General features: G+C 62.5%; 24 protein-coding genes. 18 read left to right on the top strand and 6 right to left on the bottom strand.

Annotated features, from left to right (window positions below):
* The first annotated feature begins 319 nt into the window (after positions 1-319).
* The 7 genes from AC1TPF_RS22945 to AC1TPF_RS22975 all read left to right on the top strand — a co-directional run bounded on the left by AC1TPF_RS22945 (position 320) and on the right by AC1TPF_RS22975 (position 8,134).
* A complete protein-coding gene (locus AC1TPF_RS22945) occupies positions 320-1,633 on the top strand; it encodes a lipase family protein (protein ID WP_482141431.1) in 1,314 nt (437 codons plus the stop codon).
* 111 nt (positions 1,634-1,744) lie between these two features.
* A complete protein-coding gene (locus AC1TPF_RS22950; protein WP_482145393.1) occupies positions 1,745-2,566 on the top strand; it encodes an enoyl-CoA hydratase-related protein in 822 nt (273 codons plus the stop codon).
* Positions 2,567-2,576: 10 nt separating this feature from the next.
* Positions 2,577-3,329 (top strand): SDR family NAD(P)-dependent oxidoreductase, encoded by a 753-nt coding sequence (locus AC1TPF_RS22955; RefSeq protein ID WP_482145394.1) that lies wholly within the window; start codon positions 2,577-2,579, stop codon positions 3,327-3,329.
* A 4-nt stretch (positions 3,330-3,333) separates the two neighbouring features.
* Entirely contained in the window at positions 3,334-5,022 is a 1,689-nt protein-coding gene (locus tag AC1TPF_RS22960) for a class I adenylate-forming enzyme family protein (protein ID WP_482145395.1), read from the top strand.
* Positions 5,019-6,236: an acyl-CoA dehydrogenase family protein gene (locus AC1TPF_RS22965; protein WP_482145396.1), complete on the top strand. Its 1,218-nt coding sequence runs from the start codon at positions 5,019-5,021 to the stop codon at positions 6,234-6,236. Before AC1TPF_RS22960 ends, AC1TPF_RS22965 begins: the two co-directional genes overlap by 4 nt.
* A gap of 22 nt (positions 6,237-6,258) precedes the next feature.
* Positions 6,259-7,404 (top strand): acyl-CoA dehydrogenase family protein, encoded by a 1,146-nt coding sequence (locus tag AC1TPF_RS22970; protein WP_482145397.1) that lies wholly within the window; start codon positions 6,259-6,261, stop codon positions 7,402-7,404.
* Between the two features lie 52 nt (positions 7,405-7,456).
* Positions 7,457-8,134 carry a TetR/AcrR family transcriptional regulator gene (locus tag AC1TPF_RS22975; protein WP_482140509.1) on the top strand — a complete coding sequence of 226 codons (678 nt, stop codon included), beginning with the start codon at positions 7,457-7,459 and terminating at the stop codon, positions 8,132-8,134.
* Positions 8,135-8,164: 30 nt separating this feature from the next.
* Here the strand turns inward: AC1TPF_RS22975 and AC1TPF_RS22980 are convergent, their stop codons facing one another.
* The 3 genes from AC1TPF_RS22980 to AC1TPF_RS22990 form a co-directional block, all read right to left on the bottom strand.
* Positions 8,165-9,088, bottom strand: a complete 924-nt coding sequence (locus tag AC1TPF_RS22980; protein ID WP_482140507.1) for a manganese catalase — start codon at positions 9,086-9,088, stop codon at positions 8,165-8,167.
* Between the two features lie 291 nt (positions 9,089-9,379).
* On the bottom strand, positions 9,380-9,844 hold the full coding sequence (locus tag AC1TPF_RS22985; RefSeq protein WP_482140505.1) for an STAS domain-containing protein: 465 nt from the start codon (positions 9,842-9,844) through the stop codon (positions 9,380-9,382).
* A 297-nt stretch (positions 9,845-10,141) separates the two neighbouring features.
* The gene (locus AC1TPF_RS22990; RefSeq protein ID WP_482145398.1) at positions 10,142-10,270 is read right to left on the bottom strand and encodes a hypothetical protein; all 129 of its coding nucleotides are present in this window, start codon (positions 10,268-10,270) and stop codon (positions 10,142-10,144) included.
* Between AC1TPF_RS22990 and AC1TPF_RS22995 the strand changes: the two genes are divergently transcribed.
* Positions 10,271-11,275 (top strand): ANTAR domain-containing protein, encoded by a 1,005-nt coding sequence (locus AC1TPF_RS22995; protein ID WP_482145399.1) that lies wholly within the window; start codon positions 10,271-10,273, stop codon positions 11,273-11,275.
* 26 nt (positions 11,276-11,301) lie between these two features.
* Here AC1TPF_RS22995 and AC1TPF_RS23000 read toward each other — a convergent pair whose 3' ends face one another.
* Both AC1TPF_RS23000 and AC1TPF_RS23005 read right to left on the bottom strand, forming a co-directional pair.
* On the bottom strand, positions 11,302-12,885 hold the full coding sequence (locus AC1TPF_RS23000; protein WP_482145400.1) for a phytoene desaturase family protein: 1,584 nt from the start codon (positions 12,883-12,885) through the stop codon (positions 11,302-11,304).
* A gap of 194 nt (positions 12,886-13,079) precedes the next feature.
* Positions 13,080-13,322, bottom strand: a complete 243-nt coding sequence (locus AC1TPF_RS23005) for a DUF6480 family protein (RefSeq protein ID WP_482140498.1) — start codon at positions 13,320-13,322, stop codon at positions 13,080-13,082.
* A gap of 370 nt (positions 13,323-13,692) precedes the next feature.
* Between AC1TPF_RS23005 and AC1TPF_RS23010 the strand changes: the two genes are divergently transcribed.
* The 5 genes from AC1TPF_RS23010 to sigJ all read left to right on the top strand — a co-directional run bounded on the left by AC1TPF_RS23010 (position 13,693) and on the right by sigJ (position 17,353).
* A complete protein-coding gene (locus AC1TPF_RS23010) occupies positions 13,693-13,944 on the top strand; it encodes a hypothetical protein (protein ID WP_482140497.1) in 252 nt (83 codons plus the stop codon).
* Between the two features lie 472 nt (positions 13,945-14,416).
* Positions 14,417-14,629, top strand: a complete 213-nt coding sequence (locus tag AC1TPF_RS23015) for a hypothetical protein (protein ID WP_482145401.1) — start codon at positions 14,417-14,419, stop codon at positions 14,627-14,629.
* Positions 14,630-14,862: 233 nt separating this feature from the next.
* Positions 14,863-15,153, top strand: coding sequence for a hypothetical protein (locus AC1TPF_RS23020; protein WP_482145402.1), 291 nt, complete (start codon positions 14,863-14,865; stop codon positions 15,151-15,153).
* A 107-nt stretch (positions 15,154-15,260) separates the two neighbouring features.
* Entirely contained in the window at positions 15,261-16,433 is a 1,173-nt protein-coding gene (locus AC1TPF_RS23025) for an NAD(P)/FAD-dependent oxidoreductase (RefSeq protein WP_482145403.1), read from the top strand.
* Between the two features lie 8 nt (positions 16,434-16,441).
* Positions 16,442-17,353, top strand: coding sequence for an RNA polymerase sigma factor SigJ (gene sigJ, locus AC1TPF_RS23030; protein WP_482140492.1), 912 nt, complete (start codon positions 16,442-16,444; stop codon positions 17,351-17,353).
* A gap of 69 nt (positions 17,354-17,422) precedes the next feature.
* Here sigJ and AC1TPF_RS23035 read toward each other — a convergent pair whose 3' ends face one another.
* A complete protein-coding gene (locus AC1TPF_RS23035) occupies positions 17,423-18,058 on the bottom strand; it encodes a TetR/AcrR family transcriptional regulator (RefSeq protein WP_482145404.1) in 636 nt (211 codons plus the stop codon).
* Positions 18,059-18,246: 188 nt separating this feature from the next.
* Here AC1TPF_RS23035 and AC1TPF_RS23040 point away from each other — a divergent pair, with 188 nt between their 5' ends.
* The 5 genes from AC1TPF_RS23040 to AC1TPF_RS23060 all read left to right on the top strand — a co-directional run bounded on the left by AC1TPF_RS23040 (position 18,247) and on the right by AC1TPF_RS23060 (position 24,294).
* Positions 18,247-19,062 (top strand): TauD/TfdA dioxygenase family protein, encoded by an 816-nt coding sequence (locus AC1TPF_RS23040; RefSeq protein WP_482140488.1) that lies wholly within the window; start codon positions 18,247-18,249, stop codon positions 19,060-19,062.
* A gap of 72 nt (positions 19,063-19,134) precedes the next feature.
* Complete coding sequence (locus tag AC1TPF_RS23045) at positions 19,135-20,733, top strand: ABC transporter substrate-binding protein (protein WP_482145405.1); 1,599 nt, start codon at positions 19,135-19,137, stop codon at positions 20,731-20,733.
* A gap of 15 nt (positions 20,734-20,748) precedes the next feature.
* Entirely contained in the window at positions 20,749-21,708 is a 960-nt protein-coding gene (locus AC1TPF_RS23050) for an ABC transporter permease (protein ID WP_482140484.1), read from the top strand.
* Positions 21,705-22,586, top strand: coding sequence for an ABC transporter permease (locus AC1TPF_RS23055; protein WP_482140482.1), 882 nt, complete (start codon positions 21,705-21,707; stop codon positions 22,584-22,586). The genes AC1TPF_RS23050 and AC1TPF_RS23055 overlap by 4 nt, the downstream gene beginning before the upstream one ends.
* Positions 22,587-22,614: 28 nt before the next feature.
* Positions 22,615-24,294, top strand: coding sequence for a dipeptide ABC transporter ATP-binding protein (locus tag AC1TPF_RS23060; protein ID WP_482145406.1), 1,680 nt, complete (start codon positions 22,615-22,617; stop codon positions 24,292-24,294).
* The last annotated feature ends 47 nt before the right edge of the window (positions 24,295-24,341 follow it).

Genomic DNA, 24,341 nt, shown 5'->3' on the forward strand with positions numbered 1-24,341 from the left:
CCCAGTTGTCGCAATAGCCCGAATATCAATAGGTGAGACCGTCGGCGAACTCACTTCGCGGCGGCGTGGTGGTTCAAGAATGGTGGAAAGTCTACCGCAGCAACTATTTTGGGCCTCCAACTATCCATCGATGACGGGTATCTCCGAGTCTGGAATATACCGATTGTCGTACGCCAAGGGGAACTACGTTCGGCAATTCGGGAATAAATGGAGTAAATGCTGCCTGAATGTGACAAAATTGGCACATTCTTCCGGGCGGTCTGGATTTTGCTGGCGGTCTGGATTTCGGCAATGGCGACAAGGAGTTCCCATGAGCCCGATGAATTGGATTCATGGTCGGTGGTACACCAGCTCACGCTCGGCTTTCTTCGGTGTCGTTGCGTTCGTGGCATTGCTGGTCGCAGCACTCGTGGTGCCGGTGACCATCGAATCATCCACCGGGACAGCGACCGCGGCGCCACTGCCCGCGGAGGATCCGTTCTACGCGTACACCGGACCGTTGGATGCGGTGGCGCCGGGGACCGTGCTCCGCACCCGCGACATCACCTTCGCGGCAGGCGAACTCAGGACGCCGATCGCGGGTACGCAGGCGCTGTACCGGACCACCGATCAGCAAGGTGCCCCGGTGACGACCGTGACCACGGTATTCCGGCCGATCACACCAACCGCAGATACCCGGATCGTCTCCTTCCACACCGCATACGACGCCCTCGGCTCGCAGTGCGACCCGTCGTACACCCTGCAGGGCAACAACCCCAGTCAACTGTCGCTGGCCGGACAGTCGGTGATCGCGGGCTATCTGACTGCCGGTTACCACGTCAGCGTCCCCGATTACGAAGGTCAACGGTTGGAATGGACCGTGGGGCGTCAATCCGGATACGCCGCACTCGATGGCGTCCGGGCGGCCGAAGCCGTCCTGCGCCTGCCCTCGTCCACGCCGGTCGGACTTGTCGGATACTCGGGCGGGTCGGTCCCGACCGAGTGGGGCGCCGAGGTTGCACCCACCTACGCGCCCGACCTGAACATCGTGGCTGCGGCGGGCGGCGGTCTGCCCGTCGACCTGGCGCACAATTTGCCCTACGTGAGTGGGAGCCAGAACTGGTCGGGCGTCATCCCGGCGTTGGTGGTGGCGTACAACCGGACTTACGATCTCAACCCCTCGTCGTTTCTGTCTTCCTACGGCGCCGAGATCGTCAAGCGTGTCCAGGACCAGTGCATCGACCAGTTCGTCGCGGCCTATCCCGGACTCACCGACGCCCAGATGGTCGCCCCGCCCCTTACTTCGCTGCTGCAGGTACCCCAGGTGGTCCGTGCCATCAACGACAACATCATGGGCACCGCCGGAACCCCTGATGTGCCCCTGTTCCTGGCCGTCGGCCAAATCGATGAAACCGGTGACCAGGTCATGATCACCCGAGACGTCCAGGCTCTGGCCCACACGTATTGCGGTCGGGGAGTGCCGGTCAACTACACGCGGTACGCCGGACTGAGCCACGGCCAGGCGTACGTCCCGTTCCAGGCGGAAGCGGCCCGCTTCCTCGATCAGCATTTCGCCGGGGCAGCCCCTCCGGACAACTGCTCCTCGATCCCCCCTGGCAACTCTCTGGCACCGCTGCCCATTCCTGCAGGCTAGGTATTCACGCCCTCACCTTGCGGCGTGATGCGTGTGCAAAACAGCACGTGAACTGCTGATTCTTTCTGTGACCGTTGACACACAAGTGTAGTGAATGTACATTCATTCACTATGAACACTCAATCACTCAATGGGGATTCTCCGACGTACGAGGACATCATTTACGAGGTCGACGGCCGCACCGCCGTCATCACGATCAACCGTCCGAGCCGCTACAACGCCTTCCGTGGCAAGACTGTCGAGGAGTTGATCGGCGCGTTCCGCAAGGCGTGGGCTGACAACGGCATCGCGGCGATCATCTTGACCGGGACCGGGGAGAAGGCCTTCTGCACCGGCGGTGACGTCAAGCAACGTGCGGAAACCGGGGACTACGGCCCCACCGAGAGCGGCATGTTCGAGATCGGCAACCTTCACAAGCTGATCCGGGACGTCCCCAAGCCGGTGATCGCGGCTGTCAACGGTGTGGCGATCGGCGGTGGCCACGTGCTCCACGTGCTCTGCGATCTGTCGATCGCCTCCGAGACCGCGAAGTTCGGGCAGGCCGGACCCAGGGTCGGGTCCTTCGATGCGGGTTTCGGCTCGGCATTCCTGGCCCGGGTCGTCGGCGAGAAACGCGCACGGGAGATGTGGTACCTGTGCCGGCAGTACGACGCCGCGACGGCCGAACGCTGGGGTCTGGTGAACTTCGTTGTCCCCGCCGACCAGCTGCTCGACGAGGCGAAGGCCATCGCCGCCGAGATCGGTGAGAAGAGCCCGACTGCGCTGCGATTCCTCAAGCAGAGCTTCAACGCCGACACCGATCATCAAGCCGGTCTGAGCAACCTCGCGATGTCTGCCCTCGATCTGTTCACCCATTCACCCGAGGGGCTCGAAGGCGCCCACGCCTTCGCCGAGAAACGGACCCCCGACTTCGGCAAGTACGTCGGAAGCTGAGAGGACAACCATGAGTACCAAGACAATCGCCGTGGTCACCGGCGCAGGGTCGGGCATCGGCAAGGCCATCACGCTCGCGATGGCCGACCAGGGTATCGCCGTCGCCGCCGCCGATCTGGATCTCGAAGCCGCCAAGCGGACCGCCGAGCACAGCGATCTGATCACCCCGATGGGTGTGGACATCGCAGATCGGTCGCAGGTGGATGCCCTCCGCGCCCAGGTCAACGCCGAGCTGGGGATTCCCACGATCCTGGTGAACGCGGCAGGCTGGGATCGCACGGATCAATTCCTCAACGCCTCAACGGAATTCGCTGAGAAGGTGGTCGCCATCAACTATCTCGGACCCGTGCACATGTGCAGTGCCTTCCTGCCCGGAATGGTTCAGGTGGCAACCGACAATCCCGATCACCCGGGCGGCCGGGTCATCAACCTGGCGTCCGATGCCGGTCGTGTCGGTAGCTCAGGCGAGGCCATCTATGCCGGAGCCAAAGGCGGTGTCATCGCATTGAGCAAATCGCTGGCCCGGGAGATGGCCCGGCATCGCATCACCGTCAACTGTGTCTGCCCGGGGCCGACCGACACCCCGTTGTTCCAGGCGCAAGCAGAGAAGCTCAAAGATGCTCTGGTCCGGGCGATTCCGTTCCGACGGTTGGCCCGGCCCGACGAGGTCGCCGCGCCAGTCCTGTTCTTCTCCTCGTCCGCCGCGTCATTCATCACCGGACAGGTGATCAGTGTCAGCGGCGGCCTGACCATGGCGGGATAGCACCATGAGTGATGCCGGCACACCCGTAGAGTACGACGCCCACGCCTATAGGGCGTATTTCGAAACCGAGTTCACCTATCTCAACGGTTTTCGACGCAACGTCCATCGTTACGCTGACCGCGTCGCGATGATCGACCCGGTCACCGGGGCGCAGTGGACCTACGCCGAGTTGGGCGACCGGGTGGACCGCATCGCGACCGCGCTGGTTGCGGCCGGGGTGCGCCCCGGTGATGTTGTTGCCTACCAACTGTTCAACGGCCCGGAGTTCGCGCAGCTCTATCTCGCCACCCAAGCCGCCGGGGCGGTCGGGTCGCCGCTGAACTATCGTCTGGCGGCCGGTGAAACGGCCACGATCATCGACATCAGCAGGCCCCGTGTCTTCATTTACGACGTGGACCTGTCGGCCATGGTGGCCGACGCACTCCAGCGCGCCGCCCACGTGCCCGAACTGCTGGTGGCAGTCGGTGCGGGAGAGCCGGTCGTCGGGCGTACCTCGATCAGGTTCGATGACTTCACCACAGGTCCCGCCGATCCGCCGACCGTCACCCGCGGCGTCTTCGATGAGACCTCCCGTCTCTACACGTCCGGTACCACCGGCATGCCGAAAGCCGTGCCGCTCAACAGTGCCATCGAGATCTTCAGCGCACACGACGTCATCATGCATTTTCCGCTGGCGCCAGAAGATCGCACCCTCAACATGACACCCTGGTTCCATCGCGGCGGATTGTATTGTGCGGGACCGAATCCGACGTTCTATCTCGGTTCATCGCTGGTGCCGCAACGCACATTCGATGCCGATCTCACTCTCGATTACGTCGAGGAGTTCGGATTGACCTTCCTCATCGGGGCACCAACCAACCTCGGAATGCTCGCGAAGGCACAGCAGGACCGACCCCGAGACCTGTCGTCCCTGCGTGGCATCGTCACGATGGGCGCGCCACTCGAACGAGACGCGGCACTGCTCTACCAGCGGGTGCTCACGCCCCGGATCTTCAACGGATACGGCAGCACCGAAGGCTTCTGGAACACCTTCCTGCGTCCGGCTGACCTGCCGGCCATGGCGGGCACGGCCGGTCGGGCATGTATCGACGACGACGTCGCCGTGGTGAAGATCCTCGATGACGGCTCACTCGCCGGACCGGATCAGACGGTCGCACGCGATGGCTCCGAGGTCGGGGAGATCATCGTGCGGTCGCCGAAAAGTGCGATGGCCTATTACAAATCACCCGAGCAGGAAGCGGCGAAGTATTCGGGCAGTTGGCTGCACATCGGTGACCTGGCGACCTGGGACAAAAATGAGTTCGTCACCATCGTCGGGCGCAAAGACGACATGCTGATCTCCGGCGGCGAGAACGTCCACCCCGTGCAGATCGAAGAGGCGCTGAACGGCCACCCCGGCGTCACGGATTGCCTTGTGGTCGGGGTACCGGATGACCGTTGGGGCCAGGTCGTGGTCGCCTACGTGGTCACATCCGATCCGGCACTCGGCGTCGACGAACTCGACCGATACTGTCGCGATCACCCCATGTTGTCGACCTTCAAACGTCCCCGCGCTTACCGCCTCGTCGAATCCTTGCCACTGTCGGCGACCGGTAAGAAGCTTCACTACAAAGCGGCTGAGGCCGCACGCACCGATATGGCCGACGGCCACTTTCACCGCCCGACGCCCGAAACACAAGGAGCCGGATCTTGAATACCAGAACTGCACCGACTTTCGACCGCACCGACCTCTTGGGTCTGGATCTGTCGTACTCCGACGACGAACTCGCTGTTCGGGACAGCGTCCGAGGATTTTTGAACGAGCACGTCGCACCGAACATCGCCGAATGGTTTGAGCAGGGCGGCATTCCACATGCGCGTGAACTCTTCAAAGAGTTCGGATCACTCGGTGTCCTCGGAATGCATCTCGAGGGTTATGGCTGTGGCGGATCGACCTCGGTCCACTATGGCCTGGCGAGTCTCGAACTGGAAGCCTGCGACTCCGGTATCCGATCGATGGTGTCGGTGCAGGGATCTCTCGCGATGTTCTCGATCTGGAACAACGGAAGCGAAGAGCAGAAGCAGCAATGGTTGCCGCAGATGGCCGAAGGCAACATCATCGGCTGCTTCGGACTCACCGAACCGGATGCCGGATCGGATCCGTCTGCGATGAAGACCCGGGCACGTAAGGACGGCTCGGACTGGATCCTGGACGGCAGCAAGATGTGGATCACCAACTCGCCGATCGCCGATGTGGCGGTGGTGTGGGCTCAGACCGACGACGGGCAGGGGGAGAGCGGGATTCGTGGTTTCATCGTGCCGACCGACACTCCGGGGGTGAGTACCCCGGAGATCAAACACAAACTGTCACTTCGTGCCTCGGCCACCGGAGAGATCGTTCTCGACAACGTCCGTCTACCCGAATCTGCGTTGATGCCCAGCACGGATCTGCGTGGCGGCGGGGGTGTCAAGGCCCCGCTCAGCAGCCTCACCGAGGCCCGCTTCGGGATCATCTGGGGATCGATGGGCGCAGCACGGTCAGCTTTTGAGGCCGCACTGGACTATTCGACGCAGCGCACGCAGTTCGGCAGACCGATCGCCGGATTCCAGATGACGCAGGGCAAGCTCGCCGACATGGCCGTCGAACTGCACAAAGGCCAGCTCCTGGCCCTACACCTGGGCCGGCTCAAGGACAGTGTCGGCCTGCGTCCCGATCAGGTCAGCTTCGGCAAACTCAACAACACCCGCGAAGCGATCAAGATCTGCCGCACGGCACGAACGATACTGGGCGGCAATGGCATATCCCTCGAATATCCGGTCATCAGACACATGGTGAACCTTGAATCGGTGCTCACATATGAAGGCACCCCCGAGATGCACCAGCTGGTCCTCGGGCAGGCCCTCACCGGTCAGAACGCATTCCGTTGACACGCGGCGAAGGAGTACCGACATGAGCGCACTGACACACGACGTCGAACACCTGGACTTCCGTGATGCCGTCGCCGGTTTCGTGGCCGAACGCATCGTCCCCGCCCATGAGAAGTGGGAAGAGGACAAGATGCTTGATCGTTCCCTGTTCACGGACGCGGGTCAACAAGGGCTCCTAGGGTTTACGGTCGCCGAAGAGTACGGCGGTCCCGGCGTTGATGACTTCCGGTACAACGCGATTGTCATCGATGAGACGGCCCGCACCGGAGCGGCCTCCGAAGCGATCGCGTTCTCCTTGCAGAACGACGTGGTGCTGCCGTACCTCACCGATATGACCACCGCCGAGCAGAAAGCACGGTGGCTGCCCGGGGTCGTCACCGGCGACACCGTACTGGGCATCGCCATGACCGAGCCGGGTACCGGCAGTGATCTGACCGGTATCAGCACCTCGGCTGTGCGAGACGGCGACCACTACGTCGTGAACGGTGCGAAGACATTCATCTCGAACGGACAGAACGGAAATCTGTTCGTCGTCGCCGTGCGAACATCTCCGGATCGTCACAAGGGGTTGTCGTTGCTCGTCGTCGACGCCGAGACCCCGGGATTCACACGTGGCCGCAATCTCGACAAGATCGGATTACACGCCCAGGACACCTCCGAACTCGCCTTCACGGATATGCGGGTGCCGGCGACGAACCTGCTCGGTGAAGAAGGGCAGGGTTTCTACCAACTGGTGCACAACCTTCCGCAGGAGCGGCTGTCACTCGCGGTGGGTGCGGTCGCGGCGGCGGAGGGTGTGTTCGCCCGGACTCTCGAGTACGTGCGCGAGCGGTCCGCGTTCGGCCGGCCCGTCTCGGGATTTCAGAACACACAGTTCGTCATGGCCGAACTGTCGACCGAGATCGACATCGCCCGAACCTATCTCGACGACTGCATCGCCGCACACGTGAAGGGGGAGCTCAGCGCCACCCGCGCGGCGAAACTCAAGTGGTGGACCACCGAATTGCAGGTGCGTACCGCGGACCGCTGCCTGCAACTGCACGGCGGTTACGGTTACATGCGGGAATACCCGGTGGCACGGGCTTTTGTCGATGCCCGGATACAGACCATCTACGGCGGCACCACCGAGATCATGAAGACGATCATCGCCAAAGATCTGCAGATGTGACAATCCGCTACGGTGATGAATCAATTCGCATCAGGTGGAAGAGGAGGACCGCATGGCCAAGTCAGACGCGCAGTTGACTGTCGACGAGGCAGTCCGTGCGGTACGGGTCTCGTCCCGGCGGCGCCAGGTGCTCGATGCGGCGGTGACCGTGATGCAGCGCACCGGCTTTCACCAGATGTCGATGCAGGCACTGGCCGACGAGGCCGAGGTGAGCGTGGGCCTGATCTACAAGTACTTCGGCAACAAAGAAGACATCCTGCTGGCCACGATCGTCGACATTCTGGAGACCTTCCGCGACCAGCTCAAGCCCGCGATGGACAGTGCCGGTGACGACCCGGTTGACCGGTTGGTAGCCGGATTCGCTCGGTACACCACCATCGTCGACGAGAATCGCGATGCCGTGATCCTCACATACCGCGAGAGCCGAACCCTGGATGCGGCCGGCCGCGAACAGATCAAGGACCTGGAGGTCGAGACCTCCGCACCGATGCGCGGTGCCATCGAGACCGGCATCGAACTCGGTTTGATGAAGCCCGTCGATGTCGACCTGGTGGTCTTCGATCTGATGATGCTGGCGCATGGCTGGGCTCTGAAGCACTGGCATTTCGCACCGAAGTTCACGGTTGACAGCTACATCCGGGCTCAGCTGCAACATGAGCTGTCCGCACTGATCGTCCCTGCGGTGCTCGACGCCTATCTGGAGAAACTCGCCGGCTCTGATCGTGACTGACGTGCCTGAGTGCACACGGGTGGTCCGCTTTTAGGCCTTGTCGCGTGACGAGTCGGGATCAAGGGCATCTTTCACCTTGCCCATGAGACCCTTTTCGGTACCGAGTGCAGCCTCACGTGGTGTCCCGAGCGAGCCATCGTAAGTGGCGTAGAGCTTGGGATCTGGTGCCGGCGCTTGGCCTTTGCCGCCCAGTGGCTGCGGATCCGTGAGAATCCCCATGTTGCGCCTACCGTCCGGGGCCACTCCGTTCGCCCAGCCACCTTCGGCCGAGTGCACACCGTCGGAGAGATGCCAGAGGTTCTCGGCGTGTTCGGAGTATTCCTCGTCCAGCAACGCGTTCGGTGCGATGGTCTCCTCGAGACCGTCGGCCTTGAGCTCTTCGATCCCGGCGAGCCAGAGGTTTTGATGGTGGGTGTCTCGGGCGAGGTTGAACTTCAACATGTTCTTCACGCCGGGGTCGTCGGTCATGTGGTACAGGCGAGCTGTCTGCAAACGGCCCTGGGCCTCCGCAGTGACGTTCGCACGGAAGTCTGCGAGGAGATTGCCGCTGGCGATGATGTAACGGCCGTTCCACGGGACCCCGTTGCTGTCGGCGAGGAGGGCACCTCCGCCGGCAACGATGGCCTGCTGCGGATCCATTCCACCGAGCACAGCTGCGGTCACCGGATCTCCCCCGGCGGCCTTGCTCGACTCGGTTGCCGGGGCGCCCTCCAGAAGTCGGGCCACCATCGTTGCGATCATCTCGACGTGACCGATCTCTTCGGTCGCGATGTCCATGATCATGTCTTTGTACTTGCCGGGCATCCGGCAGTTCCATCCTTGGAACAGATACTGCATGGTGACGGTCATTTCACCGAACGCGCCGCCGAGTAGCTCCTGTAGCTTTCGGGCGTAGACGGGGTCGGGAGTCTCCGGCTTGACATCGAATTGCAGGTAGTCGGTGTGACGAAACATATTGGAATCCAGTCGTTTATGGAAATCGCAGGTGTTCGACCTTCCGTGGCAGGGCATGCCGTGAGGTGGCAACCGCCGAGGCAAACGGGTCCAATGGAGTGAAAAGGTTGCAACCCAAGTTGTTTCGGCAACTGATGCCGCGGCGACATACATCGGTATCTGCCTGCGGAGAGTGCTTGTCATCCCAGATCACCGGCACCGCATTCGAGCCGTGAATCTGCCGTATATCTGGCAATCAGAAAAGGTGAATGAATCGCGCCAAGTCCGGTGTCTTGGGATGGCGTAGCCGGTTCATGCAGGCCGGGTGAGGCCATGCACTCCGATTGCGTCGGTTACGAGACGGCGGCTCGCCGGGCCACCTCGGCCGCAAGCAGCCATCGCGTCGTTGACGCTGCGGTGCATGTTCAGCGTCTTGTCGAGTCCGAGTGCCGTGATGGGGCGGGCTGTCGCGCGGCCGGCGGCCACCACGGCAAATCGTCCGCCCGCGGTCTCGGTTCGTCGGCGTCCGTAGTCGAGCGCGGTGAGGCCGGCGGCGCCGAGGAAGTCGGTCATCGTCATGTCGATGACCAGGCTTTTTGCACCCGAGGCGAGGGCCTCGTCGATGGTCTGACTCAGCTGATCGCCCGTCAACAAGTCGAGGTCGCCGCGCACACTCAGGACAAAAAGGTCGTGGCAAGCGATCGTGGAAATAGAGAATTGGCCACACGCGGATGTAGCCGCACTGGAATATTCGGCGAATTCGAATTCTGACTTCACAATCGCTCCCTGAACACGATATGGGAAGCGCAGGCATGAGGGTACCGCCGGCGCAGAGCACGGCTAGTCATTTAACCTGGACCAATAGTTGCAGTCATCGACCGGCTTTGCAACCCCTCAGGTCGTCCCGCCGCCGGCCGAGATTCGGTGTGGGCTGAAAGAATGTGGGGTGCAGGGTAATTCGTCACCAGGGACGTCAGTCCAGGACGGAAAGGTCCGCGCGTCGTTTGCGGCCACCAGCGGACGGCCTTGCCGACATCGAGGCGCCGATACCGGTCGAGTGAGAGCAGGCCCCGGTCAGCTTCGGTGGGTCGACGGATCGTCGCCGCGGGTCAGCGGGGTCATGTGTTCGATTCGGCCGGCCAGTCCGGCGATGGTCCGGCTACCCGCCGCCGCTGTTGACGCGAGGGCCGAGTCGCTGCGCACGTGTCCGTCGAGGCGATCGCGCGCACGATCGAGAATCGTCAATGGAAGTGCCGCAACGGCGTTGCCCGGAGGTCGGCGGGCGACCACCGGGTGGGGGCGGGTCGGCGCGATACGGCGGCGGATGTATGGCCACAAGATTGCTTCCTCCGCGAACGCATGAGGGAAAACCAGGCGGCACAACGAGTTCGGCAATTCTCCCCGTTGGCGTCCCCGTGTGTCCCGCGGAGCATCGGCACGTTGGCCACCCGTATCGTGCGTATACTGATCCGCGAGTCGGTGGAAGAAGCCCGCCGTGAGCGTTGGACAGAAACGGTGAGTTGGATGGACGCCGAAGTGCACACGACCATTGCCGAACTGGTGCGAGACATGCACAAACTGTCGTCGGCGCAGGACGATGTCGATGCCTTGATCGGCTCGATCTCCTCGGGCGCGGTGACTCATGTGCCGGGGGCGCAATTCGCAGGCGTGCTGTTGGTCCGGAAGAAGAAAGAGTTCGAATCGCTCGGGGTCACGGATCCGGTGGTGGAACAACTCGATCAGATTCAGAAGCAGGTGGGAGAAGGTCCCTGCCTCGAAGCTGCGTGGGAGCAGCCGACGGTTTGGATGAACAACTTCTATGACGAGCAGCGGTTTCCTGCGTTCGCCGCGCGAGCAATAAGCGAAACTGCCGCCAGGTCAAGTCTGTCATTTCAACTGTTCACCCATGAAGGTGCCATGGGCGCGCTGAATCTGTTCTCCGAGGAGGTGAACGCGTTCACCCGGGAGTCTGAAGAAGTGGGTTTCGTCTACGCCACCCACACCGCGCTGGCCATGTTCAGGGCGCGCCAACAGGTGCAGTTCAACAGTGCGCTCGCGAGTCGTGACCTCATCGGGCAGGCCAAAGGCATGATCATGGAGCGGTTTTCCGTCGATGCGGTGCAGGCATTCGAACTGTTACGCAAGCTGTCTCAGGACAGCAACGTGCCACTTGCAGAGGTGGCGCGGAAACTGGTGGAGACCGGATAGTCGCCTCGAGCGAGCCTCGCCTTCTTCTATCTGGTGAACAGATCGATGGTCTTGCGCGCCAGGAAGCGACGCGGGAGCCCTTTGACGCCGTCGGCAGAGAGTGCGGCCCGCCCCGCGTTACGTCCGCACGCACCGTGCACTCCACCGCCTGGATGGGCCGAGGCGCTTCCGAGATACAAGCGCTCCACAGGCGTCTCCGCCCGTCCCAGCCCTGGTGTCGGCCGGAAGATCAGCTGTTGATGCAGCTGGGACGTACCGCCGTTGACGGCGCCGGCGTGAAGGTTGGCGTCGGCGGCCGTCAAGTCGGCCGGGGTCTGTACGTGTCGGCCGACGAGCAGGTCCCCGAATCCCGGAGCATGAGCCTCCATCACCGCGTCCATCCGCGTGGCGAGTTGCAGCGCGGCGGAATCATCGTCAATGCCTCTCGGTAGATGCGAATAGGCCCAGGCACTTTCGGTCCCGGCTGGTGATCGTGTCGGGTCGGCGGTCGTCATCTGCCCGACGAGCAAGAACGGATGTGCGGGGACCACCCCGGTGTTGATGTCGGTCATCCAACGCATCAAACCGTGCCTGTCTGCTCCGACGTGGACGGTTCCGGCCCGGCCCAGGTTCTTCGAGTTCCACGGAATGGGCTCGCGCACCGCGTAATTCACCTTGACGACCGGTGCATCCCATTCGAAGTTCTCGAGGTCGTCGAGGACCCGCACGGGGACATCGTCCTTAGGCAGAAGATTCTTGTAGAGGTTGGGCGCGGAGGTGTTCGCGATGATGGCCCGTTTGGCCTTCCATGACGTCCCGTCCGCTGTTCGCACTGCGCGAGCTCGGCCCGAGTTGGTCTCGATGCTGGTGACCGGAGAATTGCAGACGATCTGCACTCCTACCGATTCGCACCGACGCACCAGTGCCTCCGTCAGCGCACCCGCCCCGCCGACCGGGACCGGAAAGCCGGTGTCCTGGGCGAGCATGGTCAGCAGGTAACCCATGACTCCGCTGCCCGGCGCGTCGAGCGGCACGTCGGCGTGCATCGCGTTACCGAGCATCGGCAAACGCGCATGTTCACTGTGAAACAACTCGGTGACCATTCGATTGGCCGGCAGCAGCAGAAACCGCGCGAGCCGAGTCGAATCACCGATACCCAGCCTGCGGAGAATGGACAGGGGGCCGCGCAGGGGCGGAAACGGGCCGAACAAGGTCTCGAGCAGTGCCGGTTTCAGCAATTGCCATTGCTCGGTCAGCGCCAGCCATGTGCGGCCGTCCCGTTCGTCGTACCGGGCGAACTGGGCAGCGTTCTCGGCGGGGTCCCGGTGGATGATCACCGCGTTGTCATCGTCGGGGTGACTGGGATGCCCGTACGGATCCGGCGCGTGACTCCATCGGAGACCGTGCGAGTCGAGATCGAGTCCGCGAAACGCCGGTGACACTGCCGCCAGAGGGTGAAACGCGCTGAACAGGTCGCTCTCGTAGCCAGAGGTCAGCTCTGCGCTCCGTACCGCCCCTCCCGGTTCGGGCTGGGCCTCGAGCACGGTGACATCCCATCCGGCGTCGGCGAGCGTGGCAGCGGCGACAAGACCGTTGTGGCCACCACCGATGACAACCGCGTCAGAGACCATCAGATGCCTCGGGACAGCGGCCGACAGCAGGGCGTTGTGTTCTGCATGTCTATGGGTAGCCCTCCACCGAGCGCCTGAAACCTGCGACCGGCGGATCCGACGTGGCGACCGCGGTGGACGTGGCGGACGCCCGAGCAGTGCTCGCGGAGACCGACGTGCATGTGGCCGTGCGTCCAGGGCCGTCCTGGACGCGGTCAGGAGACCATCTGAACGATGATTCCGATCGCAGCGGCAAGAAAGAGGATCGCTATCAGGACCACAACGATGATCGTGGCCACTCCGGTCGGCGGGAAATGCCGCGAGGTGCGGGGCTCGGAAGCGGACAGCCCGGACGTCTGCGCGGCATCCGGTGGTGTGGCGCCGGGCTCGACCCCGTGGGCGCCCTCCAATCCAGGCAAGTTCTCCGGATCCGTCCCGCGGTCGTGCGCGTTACTCATGTGAATACTTCGGTGAGGCGCTGGTCTTCTTGGTCATGATTGGTGCTCCTGTCGTTGTACGGGTAAATCGGCGCCATTCGCTGCTCTCCGGCGGGGTACCCAGAACGGACGCATCGGAACCCGCGTGCTGATCGGCGCCGTGTTGCTTTTACGAGATGCTGCGGATTATCCTTGTTGGACGGTTCACCACCCAGCCGCACAATCGACATTGGTCGTCATCCGGGCTTTCGAAATGTCGTGGTCATTCTTTCCCCGGTCGTTCGAAAATCGGTTACCCCGCATGCCCAAATAATTGCTTTGTTCGTCGACGGCAGATCATTTATCTGCGCAACGACGAGCGAGTACGGGTGCTGCGGTCAGAGGAGTGGAAATGTTCTCTCGCAGAATCTTTGACAATGACAACGCTGGAGCCGCGGTTCCGGACGTGAGGATTTCGGACCCGGAGATCTGGGACGATCTCGGTGCGAAGCGCGGGTCGACGCTCGCGCTGGTGGCGGCGTTCGCGCTCGCGCTGGGTGGCGTGGTCTTGGTGGTCGGATTGGTTGTCAGTGCGACACTGACCGCGGTGTTGTGCGCGGTCATGGCCATTTGTGTCGTTGGACTGGCCGTGGTGATGGTGTGAGTATGCCCCGCCTGCACGTGCAGTTGATCCCGCGATTCCGGTGGATGGCGCGGCGGTGCAACCCCTGACTGTCGCCGCTCGCGGCGTTTACCCGATTCGGTAATGGGTACTTTTCGCGGCAGATGAGTTGTTCAAGAGAACTTCGCGCCAGGGTGATGCACTAGGAGGAGCGATTGATGCCTAGAAATACACCGATTCAGCGTGAAGTCGGCAAGATGCATGCCGCGGGCTGGGCGGGCTTTCTATGCGTCCTGGCCACCGTCGCGTCTATTTGTGTGGCCCTGGTTTTTTGGGCCAATGGATCGGCGATCGGAGCGATTATCGCCGCGGTTGCCGCGGTTCTATTCGCCGGCGCCGTTTTTACATTGTTCTCATCGAGCAGAAAAAAGGGCCGGAATTCCGTGTTACAAAGTCGGATGGCCAGACTTCGCCGCGCTCGCTATCGAAGTGCCTACCGGTCGTCAGACGACGAATGACAAGTTCGGCCCGGCTCAGCGGTGGATTCGATCGTGCCGATGGCTGGGACGGGGCATTCCCCACGCCCGAGAGCGTGGGGAATGCCCATGGGGCTCAGCCCACCACGCTGCTGCTGTCATCCAGCGATGGCGCCATCAGTGCTGTGGCGCAGGCGGGGCACATGGCCATGTCTGCGGTGATTGCCCATCCGCTGGTGTACCCGGCGTGAACTTCGGCGAGGTGGTCGGTGATGTACGGCATCTTCAGATTCCGTCCACAGGTGTCGCAACTCCAGCTCATGAGTGCCCTTCTTCGGCGTCGGGATCCGGCGCGTCGGTACTCGAGGCAATGACGCCACGAGTGTTGGTGTGGCGGGCTGGGACTTCAACCGGACCGTATAGGGGTGTATCCAGTCCCGGAGTTCTTCAAACATAGCTCTGATGAGGGGCACCATCGAGGGAGATGCACTTCTTCTCGCGGGCGCAGTCGTCACCGGATATTCGGCGCACTACTCGGCAGCAACTGAACCAGGGCACCGTCAAGCGGCAGTGGCCACTCCTGCTCGAACACATTCAAAATGGGTTGCTCAATCCGAATGGGATTGTCACCCAACGCATCCCACTCGAACGCAGCGGCGAGACCTATCACGTCTTCTCGTTGAAGCTGGATGATTGCATCAAACCGGTCATCACCGTCGGAGAAGGCTGGAGCGTCGCACGCGGCATTGCTCGGACAGTATCTCGACGCCCATAAAAGGTACCGGCTTGTGCGGTGGCCGGTCCGAGCCGGCGGGCGCCGATGTCACGTTTTGGACCGTGGGTTGCGTCTCATGGATACAGACGAGAGAAAGGACGCCAGTCATGTCAGAGATAGTGATACTCGGTGCCGGTTACGCAGGAATGGCCACGGCCATCGGAGTCGCCCGGCGTGCCCGAGGAGGTTCGTGGGCATCCGGTCCGACCCATGTCACCTTGGTGAACCCACGCACGAGATTCACCGAGCGGTTGCGCATGCATCAGGTGGCAGCCGGTGAGGAGCTGGAGTTCTACGACATCGAAGAGATGCTGGACGGAACCGGTATCGACTTCCGGTGTGGGTGGGTCGACGAGATCGATCCGGAAGGCCAGTCGGTTCGGCTCGGTGACACGTCCCGCATTCGTTACGACATCCTGGTCTGCGCGCTCGGTAGTGTCGCAGCCCCAGCGATTCCGGGCGTGGCGCAACATGCGTACACCTTGGACGATGTCCAAAGCGCCGCGCGGCTTGCCGACCGAATCGAGGGCATCGTGGATGGTGGTGCAGTGGTGGTTGCAGGCGGCGGTTTGACCGGTGTCGAGGCCGCGGCCGAACTGGCCGAACAGCATCCCCACCTCGATGTGACGCTGCTGAGCCGCCGGCCGCCGGCATCGCAGATGGGGTCCAGGGGCCAGGAATACGTGGCGGATTCCCTGGCTCGCCTCGGCGTGACCGTGCGCGATGGCGTCGATATCGCCAAAGTGTTGCCTGACGGCGTCGATCTCGTCGGCGGTGAGCAGGTAGCTGCCGATGCGGTGTTGTGGACCGCGGGCGTCAAAGCTCCGGACGTGGTGGCCACGGCGGGATTCGCCGTCGATGACGCAGGCCGGATCGTGACCGACACGACGTTACGATCGCTGTCCCACCCGAACGTGTACGCGGTGGGCGACGTGGCGGCCATCCGTCAGAACTACGGCATCATCCACGGCACCTGTCAGAGCGGGATCCCGTCGGGAACACACGCCGCAGCGTCGATTGTCCGCGAGCTCAAAGGTGAAGAGCCCAAGCCATTTCGGTTCGCGTACATGCATCAACCACTCAGCCTCGGCAGGTCCGATGCTGTTGTCCAGTTCACCCGACCCGACGATTCGCCGAATCGGTATGTGCTCACAGGTAGATCGGCCACCATGTACAAGGAGACGGTGAGTAGCAGTCCCTGGAAGGCATTCGGCGTGATGAAGAATTTTCCAGGCGCGATTCCGTGGCGACACGGGGGCAGCGCGACGACGGCGAGATGACGTGAGTAGTGGATGCGCAACAGATCTTTGACGACAACCGCGGTCTGCTGTTCTCAGCCGCCTACCGGGTCCTCGGCACCGCAGTAGATGCCGAGGACGCGGTGCAGGACACCTGGTTCAAGTGGTCGCGGGTCGACATGGAACAGGTGGCCGAACCCAAGTCCTATCTTGTCCGGATGGTCTGTAATGTCGCGTTGGACCGGCTCCGCTCCTCTCAACGTCGACGCGAGGTTTATGTCGGCCCGTGGTTGCCCGAGCCGATCCTGACCGACCTTGATCAACCCGGTGATCAAGGTTCGCAGGCTGAATCGGTGTCGGTCGCGATGCTGGTGGTCCTGGAGAGCCTCAGCCCGTTGGAGCGGGCGATCTTTGTGCTCAAAGAGGTATTCGGCTTCAGCTATACCGAAATCGCCACCACGCTCGAGCGAACGGAAAGTGCTGTGCGCCAGACAGGTCGGCGTGCCAGAGCGCACGTGCAGGCCCGACGCCCACGGTTCGACGTGGGGCCACGCCACAGCCGCGAAGTGGTCGATCGGTTTCTCGCCGCGGCAGGCGGCGGCGACATCAACGCATTGATGGAGCTCCTCGCTCCAGAGGTGACCTTGTGGACCGACGGTGGAGGCAAGGTTCGACAGGCGCGGCGGCCCATCTTTGGCGCCACTGCGGTATCGGCCTGGCTGGCCGGGGTGTCGCAGCGACCCTACGAGGGCGTCGACATTGCCGACATGGCTTTCACCGTGACCGAAATCAATGGTGCCCTGGGGGTTTTGATCACCGGGGCCGCGCGGGTGATCGGCACCTTCACGTTCACGATGAACTCCGATGGTCAGATAGCGGAGATCCACAATGTTGCCAATCCCGCGAAACTGGGAGCTGTGCGGGGTGGTCGGCGACAGTCACTCGGAACTGATCTGCACTGACACAGACGTAACGAGTTCATAAGACCCGACGCGTGGTCTGTTTGTGAACGCACCGAGGTCCGGGTGTCGTCAGATCCCTGGAGTGGAGACGGGGGCCAGGAGTAGTCCCTCCCAGGCGTCGATCGCATCGGTCAGGTCCTCGGTAGTGGGGACAGTCCCGCTTCGCCCGAGGTTCGCGAGGTGCCGAACCATGCTCGTGAAGACGAGCTCCAGACGCAGGTCGACGACCGCGGGAGGCAGGTGATCGACGGACGCCCGCAGTGACTCGGCAACGACGCGACCGCTTTCGTTGAGCGATGCGTCGATTGCCATGAAGTGTTCTCCGATCAGCCCGGCAGTCGTCAGCTGGTCAAGGACGCCGACATATCTGTTGCCCTCACCAAGTGTGTTGGCAAGAGGCTTCACGGTCGCCCACAGCACTGCCCGGGTCGAGGGTGCCTCCTCGTCGCGGTACAACGTCGCCACGACGGCGTTGCGGTCGGCATTGATCGACGGCAGCCGGTACTCGAAGATGGCCTGCAGGAGATCGGCCTTGGATCCGAAGTGGTAACTGATCGCCGAGGCATTGTGTTGCCCGGCCGCCTGGCGAATATCGTTGAGGGACACTGCGGCATAGCCTCGTTCGGCGAACAACCGTTCGGCGCTCTCGATCAAACGCGTTCTGGTTGCCTCTCCCGAGGCATACCGCCCTTTGTTGGTTGCCACAGGGTCAAACCTAGCCTTGCGCCGGTCTGATTCGAAACCACATGCCCGCCCCATAGCAACTCTGAACCGGCAAATCAAGAGATGGACGCAAGCAAAATCTATACGGCGTCAATTTAATGACCCCGCATTAGATTCACATTCAGATGGCATCGGCCATCGACGAACATCGGCGCGATTCAAGGAGATCCATGACGACTCTCGAGACCAAACCATCACTGTCGGTGCACCCGATAGCGGGAATGATCGGTGCCGAGATCCACGGCGCGGCAGTCGGAAACCTTGATGACGCGCAGGTGGAGTGGATCAAGAAGGAGCTGTACCGGCACGGTGTTCTGTTCTTTCCCGCGCAAGGTCTCGATCCCGATGTCCACACCGCATTTGCGAAACACTTCGGACCGATCGAATACCCCCACGTGCATCTGGAGAACCTCGGCGAAGAAGGTCATCCCGAGATCTCGGTGATCTCCACCGAGAACGAAAATGCGTACCAGGCGAATCAGTGGCATACCGATGTGTCGTGGAAACCGAAGCCATCACGGTTCAGCGTCCTGCATATGCAGCAGCTGCCTGCGTTCGGCGGCGACACCATGTGGTCGAGTCAGATCGCCGCCTACGAGGCGCTGTCGGAACCCATCCGGCAGCTGCTTCTCGGCCTGAGCGCCTCGCACCGCTTTCCGAGCACGCCTGCTCAGCCGACGGATACTCGGCATCCAGTGGTCATCCGGCACCCGCAGACCGGCAAACTGTCGCTGTTCGTGAACAACCTGTTCACCCCGGACATCAACGGTCTGTCGAAGTCCGAGAGCGACGCGCTCGTCAATCTCCTCAGGGCAGAGTCGATACGGCCCGAGTTCACGTGCCGCCGACGCTGGCAGGTCGGCGATATCGCGATCTGGGACAACCATTTTGTCCAGCACAACGCCATCTACGACTACGGCGACGGCGACCGCCGCATCCACCGCATCGAGGTGGCGCCGGAGGTGCCGATTCCCGCCGCCGGCTGAGTTGTCACCCCCTGCAGTTGCCCATTCAGACCAATCATTCTGTCCCTCTCAGCTCCTGAAAGACGTAAACCCATGCGCTCGTCTATTTCAACGACTGCCGTCAATCGACGCGGCTTCTTACGTGGAGCCGGACTCACAGCCTTTGCAGTCCTGGGCGCCGGGTCTTTGGCCGCTTGTTCCTCTGCGGTCGGTGAGCAGCGCGGAGCCGGGGATGCCTCGGCCGAGCCGGTACGTGGCGGCAGCCTGAAAGTCGGCGTGTCCGACGACATCAATCCACCGTTGCTGTTGACGGGCGGAAGCCTGGCCGGAACTCTCATGCTGGGCCTGGTCTTCGAGACGTTGACCCGGTATCCCGTCGATTCCATCGAACCTCAACCGCTGCTGGCGAGGTCCTGGGAGCAATCGCCGGACGGTTTGACGTACACGGTGCACCTGCGAGATGACGTCTACTTCCACAGCGGCAGACAGTTCACCGCGAAAGACGCCGAGTTCTCGTTGCGTACCTACACCGACCCCAAATTCTCGGCACAGCTCCGCAGCACCGCCGCGACGATCACCGGATACGACACCAGTGATCCCCAGACTTTGGTTCTGACGCTGGCACACCCGGTCGGGAACCTGTTCGATGTCTTCGACCTCGCTCCGATCTTCGACAGCGAAACATTCGCTGCGCTGCAGAACGGTGAAACATTCATCGGTACCGGGCCATTCGTGCTCAGCTCGCGAACCCCCAACAGCCAGATCACGTTCGAGCGCAACGCGAAGTATCGCGTACCGGATCGACCGTACCTCGACCGGGTCGAAGCACTGATCATTCCCGACGCGCAGGGCCGGCTCAGTGCACTCAAGTCGGGGCGGGTCGACTACACCGGTGAGCTGGGCGGCCGGGATGCACAAACGCTCCGTGACACCGACGGTTTCGACGTCACCAGTTTGGAAGGTGCAGAAACACAGACGTATCTCGGGGTCAATGTCACCGCGCCTGCGCTCGCTGATGTCCGGGTTCGGCAAGCCCTGGCATACGCGATTGATCGTGATCGCATCGTCACCGAGGTGCTCCGCGACTCGGGCTATGCCGTCAACCTTCCGTGGCCGAAACACTCGGTGGCCTACGACGAGGCGAAAAATTCCACGTACACAAGGGATGTCGCCAAGGCCAAGTCGCTGATCGCAGAGGTGGGTGAGCTGCCGACGATTCCGCTGACGTATCGTGGCGGCGGCGGCGACTTCGAGGCCATCGCACAGATCGTGCAGGCCAATCTCGCCGACGTGGGAATCACCGTGGAACTCGATCCGGTCGAACAATCAGTTTTCCTCAAGACGCTGATCGCCGCCGAGTTCGAGGGTCTGTGGCTCTATGCCCACACCTTTGCCCAGTTTGTGCCGTCCACACTCACGGTCAGTGCGTACCCGTTCAACGCTGCCCACAACGCATCTCGGTACTCGTCACCCGAGTACACCGAAGCCGCTGCCGCCGCGTGGGAAACCCGCGACGGGGTCGACGGAACGGCGGTCGAACACTACGCGCAGATCAGTGATCTGCTGCTGCGCGACGTGTTCCTCGTCGAAATCGCCGTGCAGGTCCCGCAACCCGCCGCTGCCACGCGGGTGCACGACCTCGCCTGGACCAAATCCAGGCAGACCCTGCTGACCGACGCGTACGTTGCCTGAGAGATCGGACGACACATGATCCGCTATCTGATCGGACGCCTGCCCTCCGCGCTGGTGGTCCTGTTCCTGGCGTCCTTGCTGATCTTCTTCACCATGCGACTGGTGCCGGGTGACCCGGCCGTGGTGTTGGCCGGACCAGACGCCACCCCGGAGTCGATCGACTCGATTCGGCATTCACTCGGACTCGACAAATCCATTTTCGCGCAATACTTTTCATGGATCGGTGATGTCCTGACCTTCGATCTGGGACGGTCGTATGTGCTGGGTGGTGAGATCGCTGATCTGGTCCTCGCCGGCCTCGGGAACACAGCGGTCCTGGCCGGAACCGCGCTTCTCCTCGCCGTCATCATGAGTCTGGCGTTGAGCATCGCGGTGGTCGCCTGGCCGAATCGATGGCTGACCGCGACGGTGAACACCATCAACACCGTCTCCGTTGCCCTCCCGAACTTCGTCACGGGTGTGTTGTTCGTGTTGGTCTTTGCGGTGATCTTTCCGGTATTGCCATCGGGTGGTGTTCCACCGGAGGGATTTTGGGCGCAACCGGATATCACGGTTCAGTACCTGCTGATGCCAGCGGTATGTCTGGCACTGCCGGTGGCCGCATCGCTGACCAGATTTCTGAGCGAGTCGCTGCGTACCGAGATGGGCCAGCAGTATGTGATCACCGCGCGCGCCGCCGGTGTGTCGCGGTGGAATCTGGTGACCCGCACAGCGCTACGCAACGCCGTACCGACCATGCTCACCGTGGTCGGCATCCAGACCGGTCACCTGCTGGGCGGTGCGGTGCTGGTTGAGGCGATCTTCGCCTGGCCGGGCATCGGTCAGCTCATCGAGCAGGGCATCGGGCGGCGTGACTATCCGGTGGTGCAGGTGCTGCTGTTGCTATCGGTCACGATCTTCGTGCTCATCCAGTTGTTCACCGACATCCTGCACGCCTATCTCGACCCACGGATCCGTATCGGAGGACAGGCATGAGCGTCATCGAGACAGAACCCGGGCTCGATGGCCACACCGCCGATTCCGCCAACGGCGTTCGGCGTCGCAATCCGATGCTCGGAGCGCTGCTGTCCGGTCAAGGACTCGTCGGAGTCATCATCCTGAGCGTGATCGTTGCTGCCGGTGTGCTGGCGCCGTGGCTCACCTCGTTCTCGCCGAACGAACAGATCGAAGGCGCGAACCTGTTGGGGCCGAGTGCCGATCACTGGTTCGGCACCGACGAGGTGAATCGTGACGTGTTCACCCGAACTCTGTACGGCATCCGCACCAACGTGCTGATCATCATGGTCGCGGTTCCACTCGGCGCTGTTCTGGGCGCACTGTTCGGACTGTTGTCGAGTCTGAACACGGTGGCCGACGTGGTGACGCAGCGGGTGTTCGATGTGATCCTTGCTTTCCCGCTGTTGATCCTGGCCATCACACTCGTCGCGATCACCGGACCCGGTGTGTGGCCGGTGGTGGCGGTGATCGTGGCAGCTGAGATCCCTATCTTCGGGCGGCTTCTGCGAACGACGCTGTTGAAGGTGCGTGAGCTGCCATATGTGGAGGCGGCCGAGGTGATCGGGGCCGGCCGTTGGTGGGTGCTGCGCAAACATGTTCTTCCCAATGCCGCAGAGCCGTTGGGTGTGCAACTGGCACTGTCGATGTCGGCCGCTGTGTTCGCCGAAAGCGCCATGAGCTTTCTCGGTATCGGAGTGCGGCCGCCGAACCCTTCTCTGGGATCGATCATCGCCGCATCGGTGCCGAACCTCGACACCAACCCGGCCTACGCCGTTGGTCCCCTGATCGTCGTGTCGGCGATGGTCCTGAGCTTCCTCCTCATCGCCCAGGGATTGAACCATGCCCGCCGAATCTGAGCGCCAGTCGCGGACCGAAGGATTGATCATGACCACCTCACACACGCCCACCCTGTTGTCGATCCACGACCTCGTCATCAGGTTCGGCGACGCCGACAGCGGGGTGACCCCCGTGGTCGATCACGTCAGTCTGAGTGTGGAACGCGGCGAAATCGTGGCGTTGGTCGGCGAATCCGGTTCGGGCAAGTCGATGACCGCCCGTGCCGCACTCGGCTTGCTCCCGCAGGGCGCACAGGCGCACGGTTCCATCGTCTTGGCCGGCGACCAGGTGATCGGCGCAACGGAACGCTCTCTCAACCAGTGGCGGGGAACCCGCGCCGCGATGGTCTTCCAGGAACCACAGACCGCGCTCAATCCGGTCCGCAAAGTGGGATGGCAAATTGCGCAGGCCCTTCGGGCACACGGCAAGGTGCCCCGAAGCGCGGCCCGGGCCCGAGCGGTGGAACTGCTGCGGATGGTCGAGATCCCCGAGCCCGAGGTTCGGGTGGACTGGTATCCGCACCAACTGTCGGGCGGTCAGAAGCAGCGGGTTGTCATCGCCTTGGCGCTCTCTGGCGAACCGGCACTGTTGATCGCGGACGAACCGACCACCGCGCTCGATGTGACCGTGCAGGAAGAAATACTGGCACTGCTGCGACGGCTGCGCGATCGGTCCGGGACCGCCATTCTCCTGATCACACACAATATGGGCGTCGTGGCAGACATCGCGGACCGCGTTGTGGTCCTCAAACGCGGTCAGATCGTTGAAGAAAGTTCTGTGACAAACCTTTTCGCGACGCCTCGTCACGAGTACACCAAGGCGCTGCTGGCCGCGGTCCCCAGGCTCCCCGAAGCCGGTGAGGTTGCCGAATCCATCACACCGATCGCCGACACTGACGCCGTGTTGTCACTGCGCACAGTGTCCGTGGTCTTCCCGGCCAGGCACGGCAACCCCGAGTTCCGGGCAGTGGACGATGTCTCCCTCGATCTGCACCCCGGAGAGGTTCTGGGCCTGGTCGGTGAATCCGGCTCAGGCAAAACGACTTTGGGACGGGCTGCACTCGGCATCACTTCCGTCACGGCCGGTGAGGTGCTACTCGATGGCCGGGACCTGGCAAAGTTGTCCGGTTCGGAGCTGCGCAGGAGTCGCCGGGGTATGGCGCTGGTACATCAAGACCCCGCCGCATCACTGGATCCGCGTCGCTCGGTGGGTGCCAGTATCGGCGAACCACTCGAGGTTCATCGCGTGGCCTCGGGTCCGAAATTGACTGCACGGGTGGGTGACCTGCTCGACTCTGTGAAGCTGCCGAGATCCTATGCGCAACGCAGGCCCGGTGAGCTCTCCGGTGGTCAGCGCCAACGCGTTGCCCTCGCGCGGGCGTTGGCACTGGCACCCCGGTTGCTCGTGGCCGACGAACCCACGAGCGCGCTCGACGTGTCCGTCCAAGCCGAGATACTCGAGTTGTTCGCCGAACTCCGCGCAGAGCACGGATTCGCGTGCTTGTTCATCAGCCACGATCTCGCCGTTGTCCATCAGGTGTCTGATCGGGTGGCGGTGATGCGGGGAGGTGAAATCGTGGAACTGGGCAGGGCCGAGCAGGTTTTCGGCAACCCCACGCACGGATACACGCGTCAGTTGGTTGCTGCTGTCCCAATTCCTGACCCTGTCCGGCAACGCGAACGTCGTGCCGAGATCATCGTTTCCACGCCCCTCGCAGCCGCGATCTGAGAGATGTCCGACCAGCCCTATCTTTCGAAACCTTCTGTCCAGCAAGG

Source organism: Williamsia sp. Y853 (assembly GCF_056786495.1).

Bases quoted from the DNA above. Each gene is read 5' to 3' on its own strand.
- AC1TPF_RS22950 (WP_482145393.1), top strand. From the start codon at position 1,745: ATGAACACTCAATCACTCAATGGGGATTCTCCGACGTACGAGGACATC.
- AC1TPF_RS23040 (WP_482140488.1), top strand. From the start codon at position 18,247: ATGACGACTCTCGAGACCAAACCATCACTGTCGGTGCACCCGATAGCG.
- AC1TPF_RS22975 (WP_482140509.1), top strand. From the start codon at position 7,457: ATGGCCAAGTCAGACGCGCAGTTGACTGTCGACGAGGCAGTCCGTGCG.
- AC1TPF_RS23050 (WP_482140484.1), top strand. From the start codon at position 20,749: ATGATCCGCTATCTGATCGGACGCCTGCCCTCCGCGCTGGTGGTCCTG.
- AC1TPF_RS22960 (WP_482145395.1), top strand. From the start codon at position 3,334: ATGAGTGATGCCGGCACACCCGTAGAGTACGACGCCCACGCCTATAGG.
- AC1TPF_RS23060 (WP_482145406.1), top strand. From the start codon at position 22,615: ATGACCACCTCACACACGCCCACCCTGTTGTCGATCCACGACCTCGTC.
- AC1TPF_RS23000 (WP_482145400.1), bottom strand. From the start codon at position 12,885: ATGGTCTCTGACGCGGTTGTCATCGGTGGTGGCCACAACGGTCTTGTC.
- AC1TPF_RS23010 (WP_482140497.1), top strand. From the start codon at position 13,693: ATGTTCTCTCGCAGAATCTTTGACAATGACAACGCTGGAGCCGCGGTT.
- AC1TPF_RS23020 (WP_482145402.1), top strand. From the start codon at position 14,863: ATGCACTTCTTCTCGCGGGCGCAGTCGTCACCGGATATTCGGCGCACT.
- AC1TPF_RS23045 (WP_482145405.1), top strand. From the start codon at position 19,135: ATGCGCTCGTCTATTTCAACGACTGCCGTCAATCGACGCGGCTTCTTA.
- AC1TPF_RS22945 (WP_482141431.1), top strand. From the start codon at position 320: ATGAATTGGATTCATGGTCGGTGGTACACCAGCTCACGCTCGGCTTTC.
- AC1TPF_RS23015 (WP_482145401.1), top strand. From the start codon at position 14,417: ATGACAAGTTCGGCCCGGCTCAGCGGTGGATTCGATCGTGCCGATGGC.
- AC1TPF_RS23025 (WP_482145403.1), top strand. From the start codon at position 15,261: ATGTCAGAGATAGTGATACTCGGTGCCGGTTACGCAGGAATGGCCACG.
- AC1TPF_RS22970 (WP_482145397.1), top strand. From the start codon at position 6,259: ATGAGCGCACTGACACACGACGTCGAACACCTGGACTTCCGTGATGCC.
- AC1TPF_RS23055 (WP_482140482.1), top strand. From the start codon at position 21,705: ATGAGCGTCATCGAGACAGAACCCGGGCTCGATGGCCACACCGCCGAT.
- AC1TPF_RS22980 (WP_482140507.1), bottom strand. From the start codon at position 9,088: ATGTTTCGTCACACCGACTACCTGCAATTCGATGTCAAGCCGGAGACT.
- AC1TPF_RS22955 (WP_482145394.1), top strand. From the start codon at position 2,577: ATGAGTACCAAGACAATCGCCGTGGTCACCGGCGCAGGGTCGGGCATC.
- AC1TPF_RS23005 (WP_482140498.1), bottom strand. From the start codon at position 13,322: ATGAGTAACGCGCACGACCGCGGGACGGATCCGGAGAACTTGCCTGGA.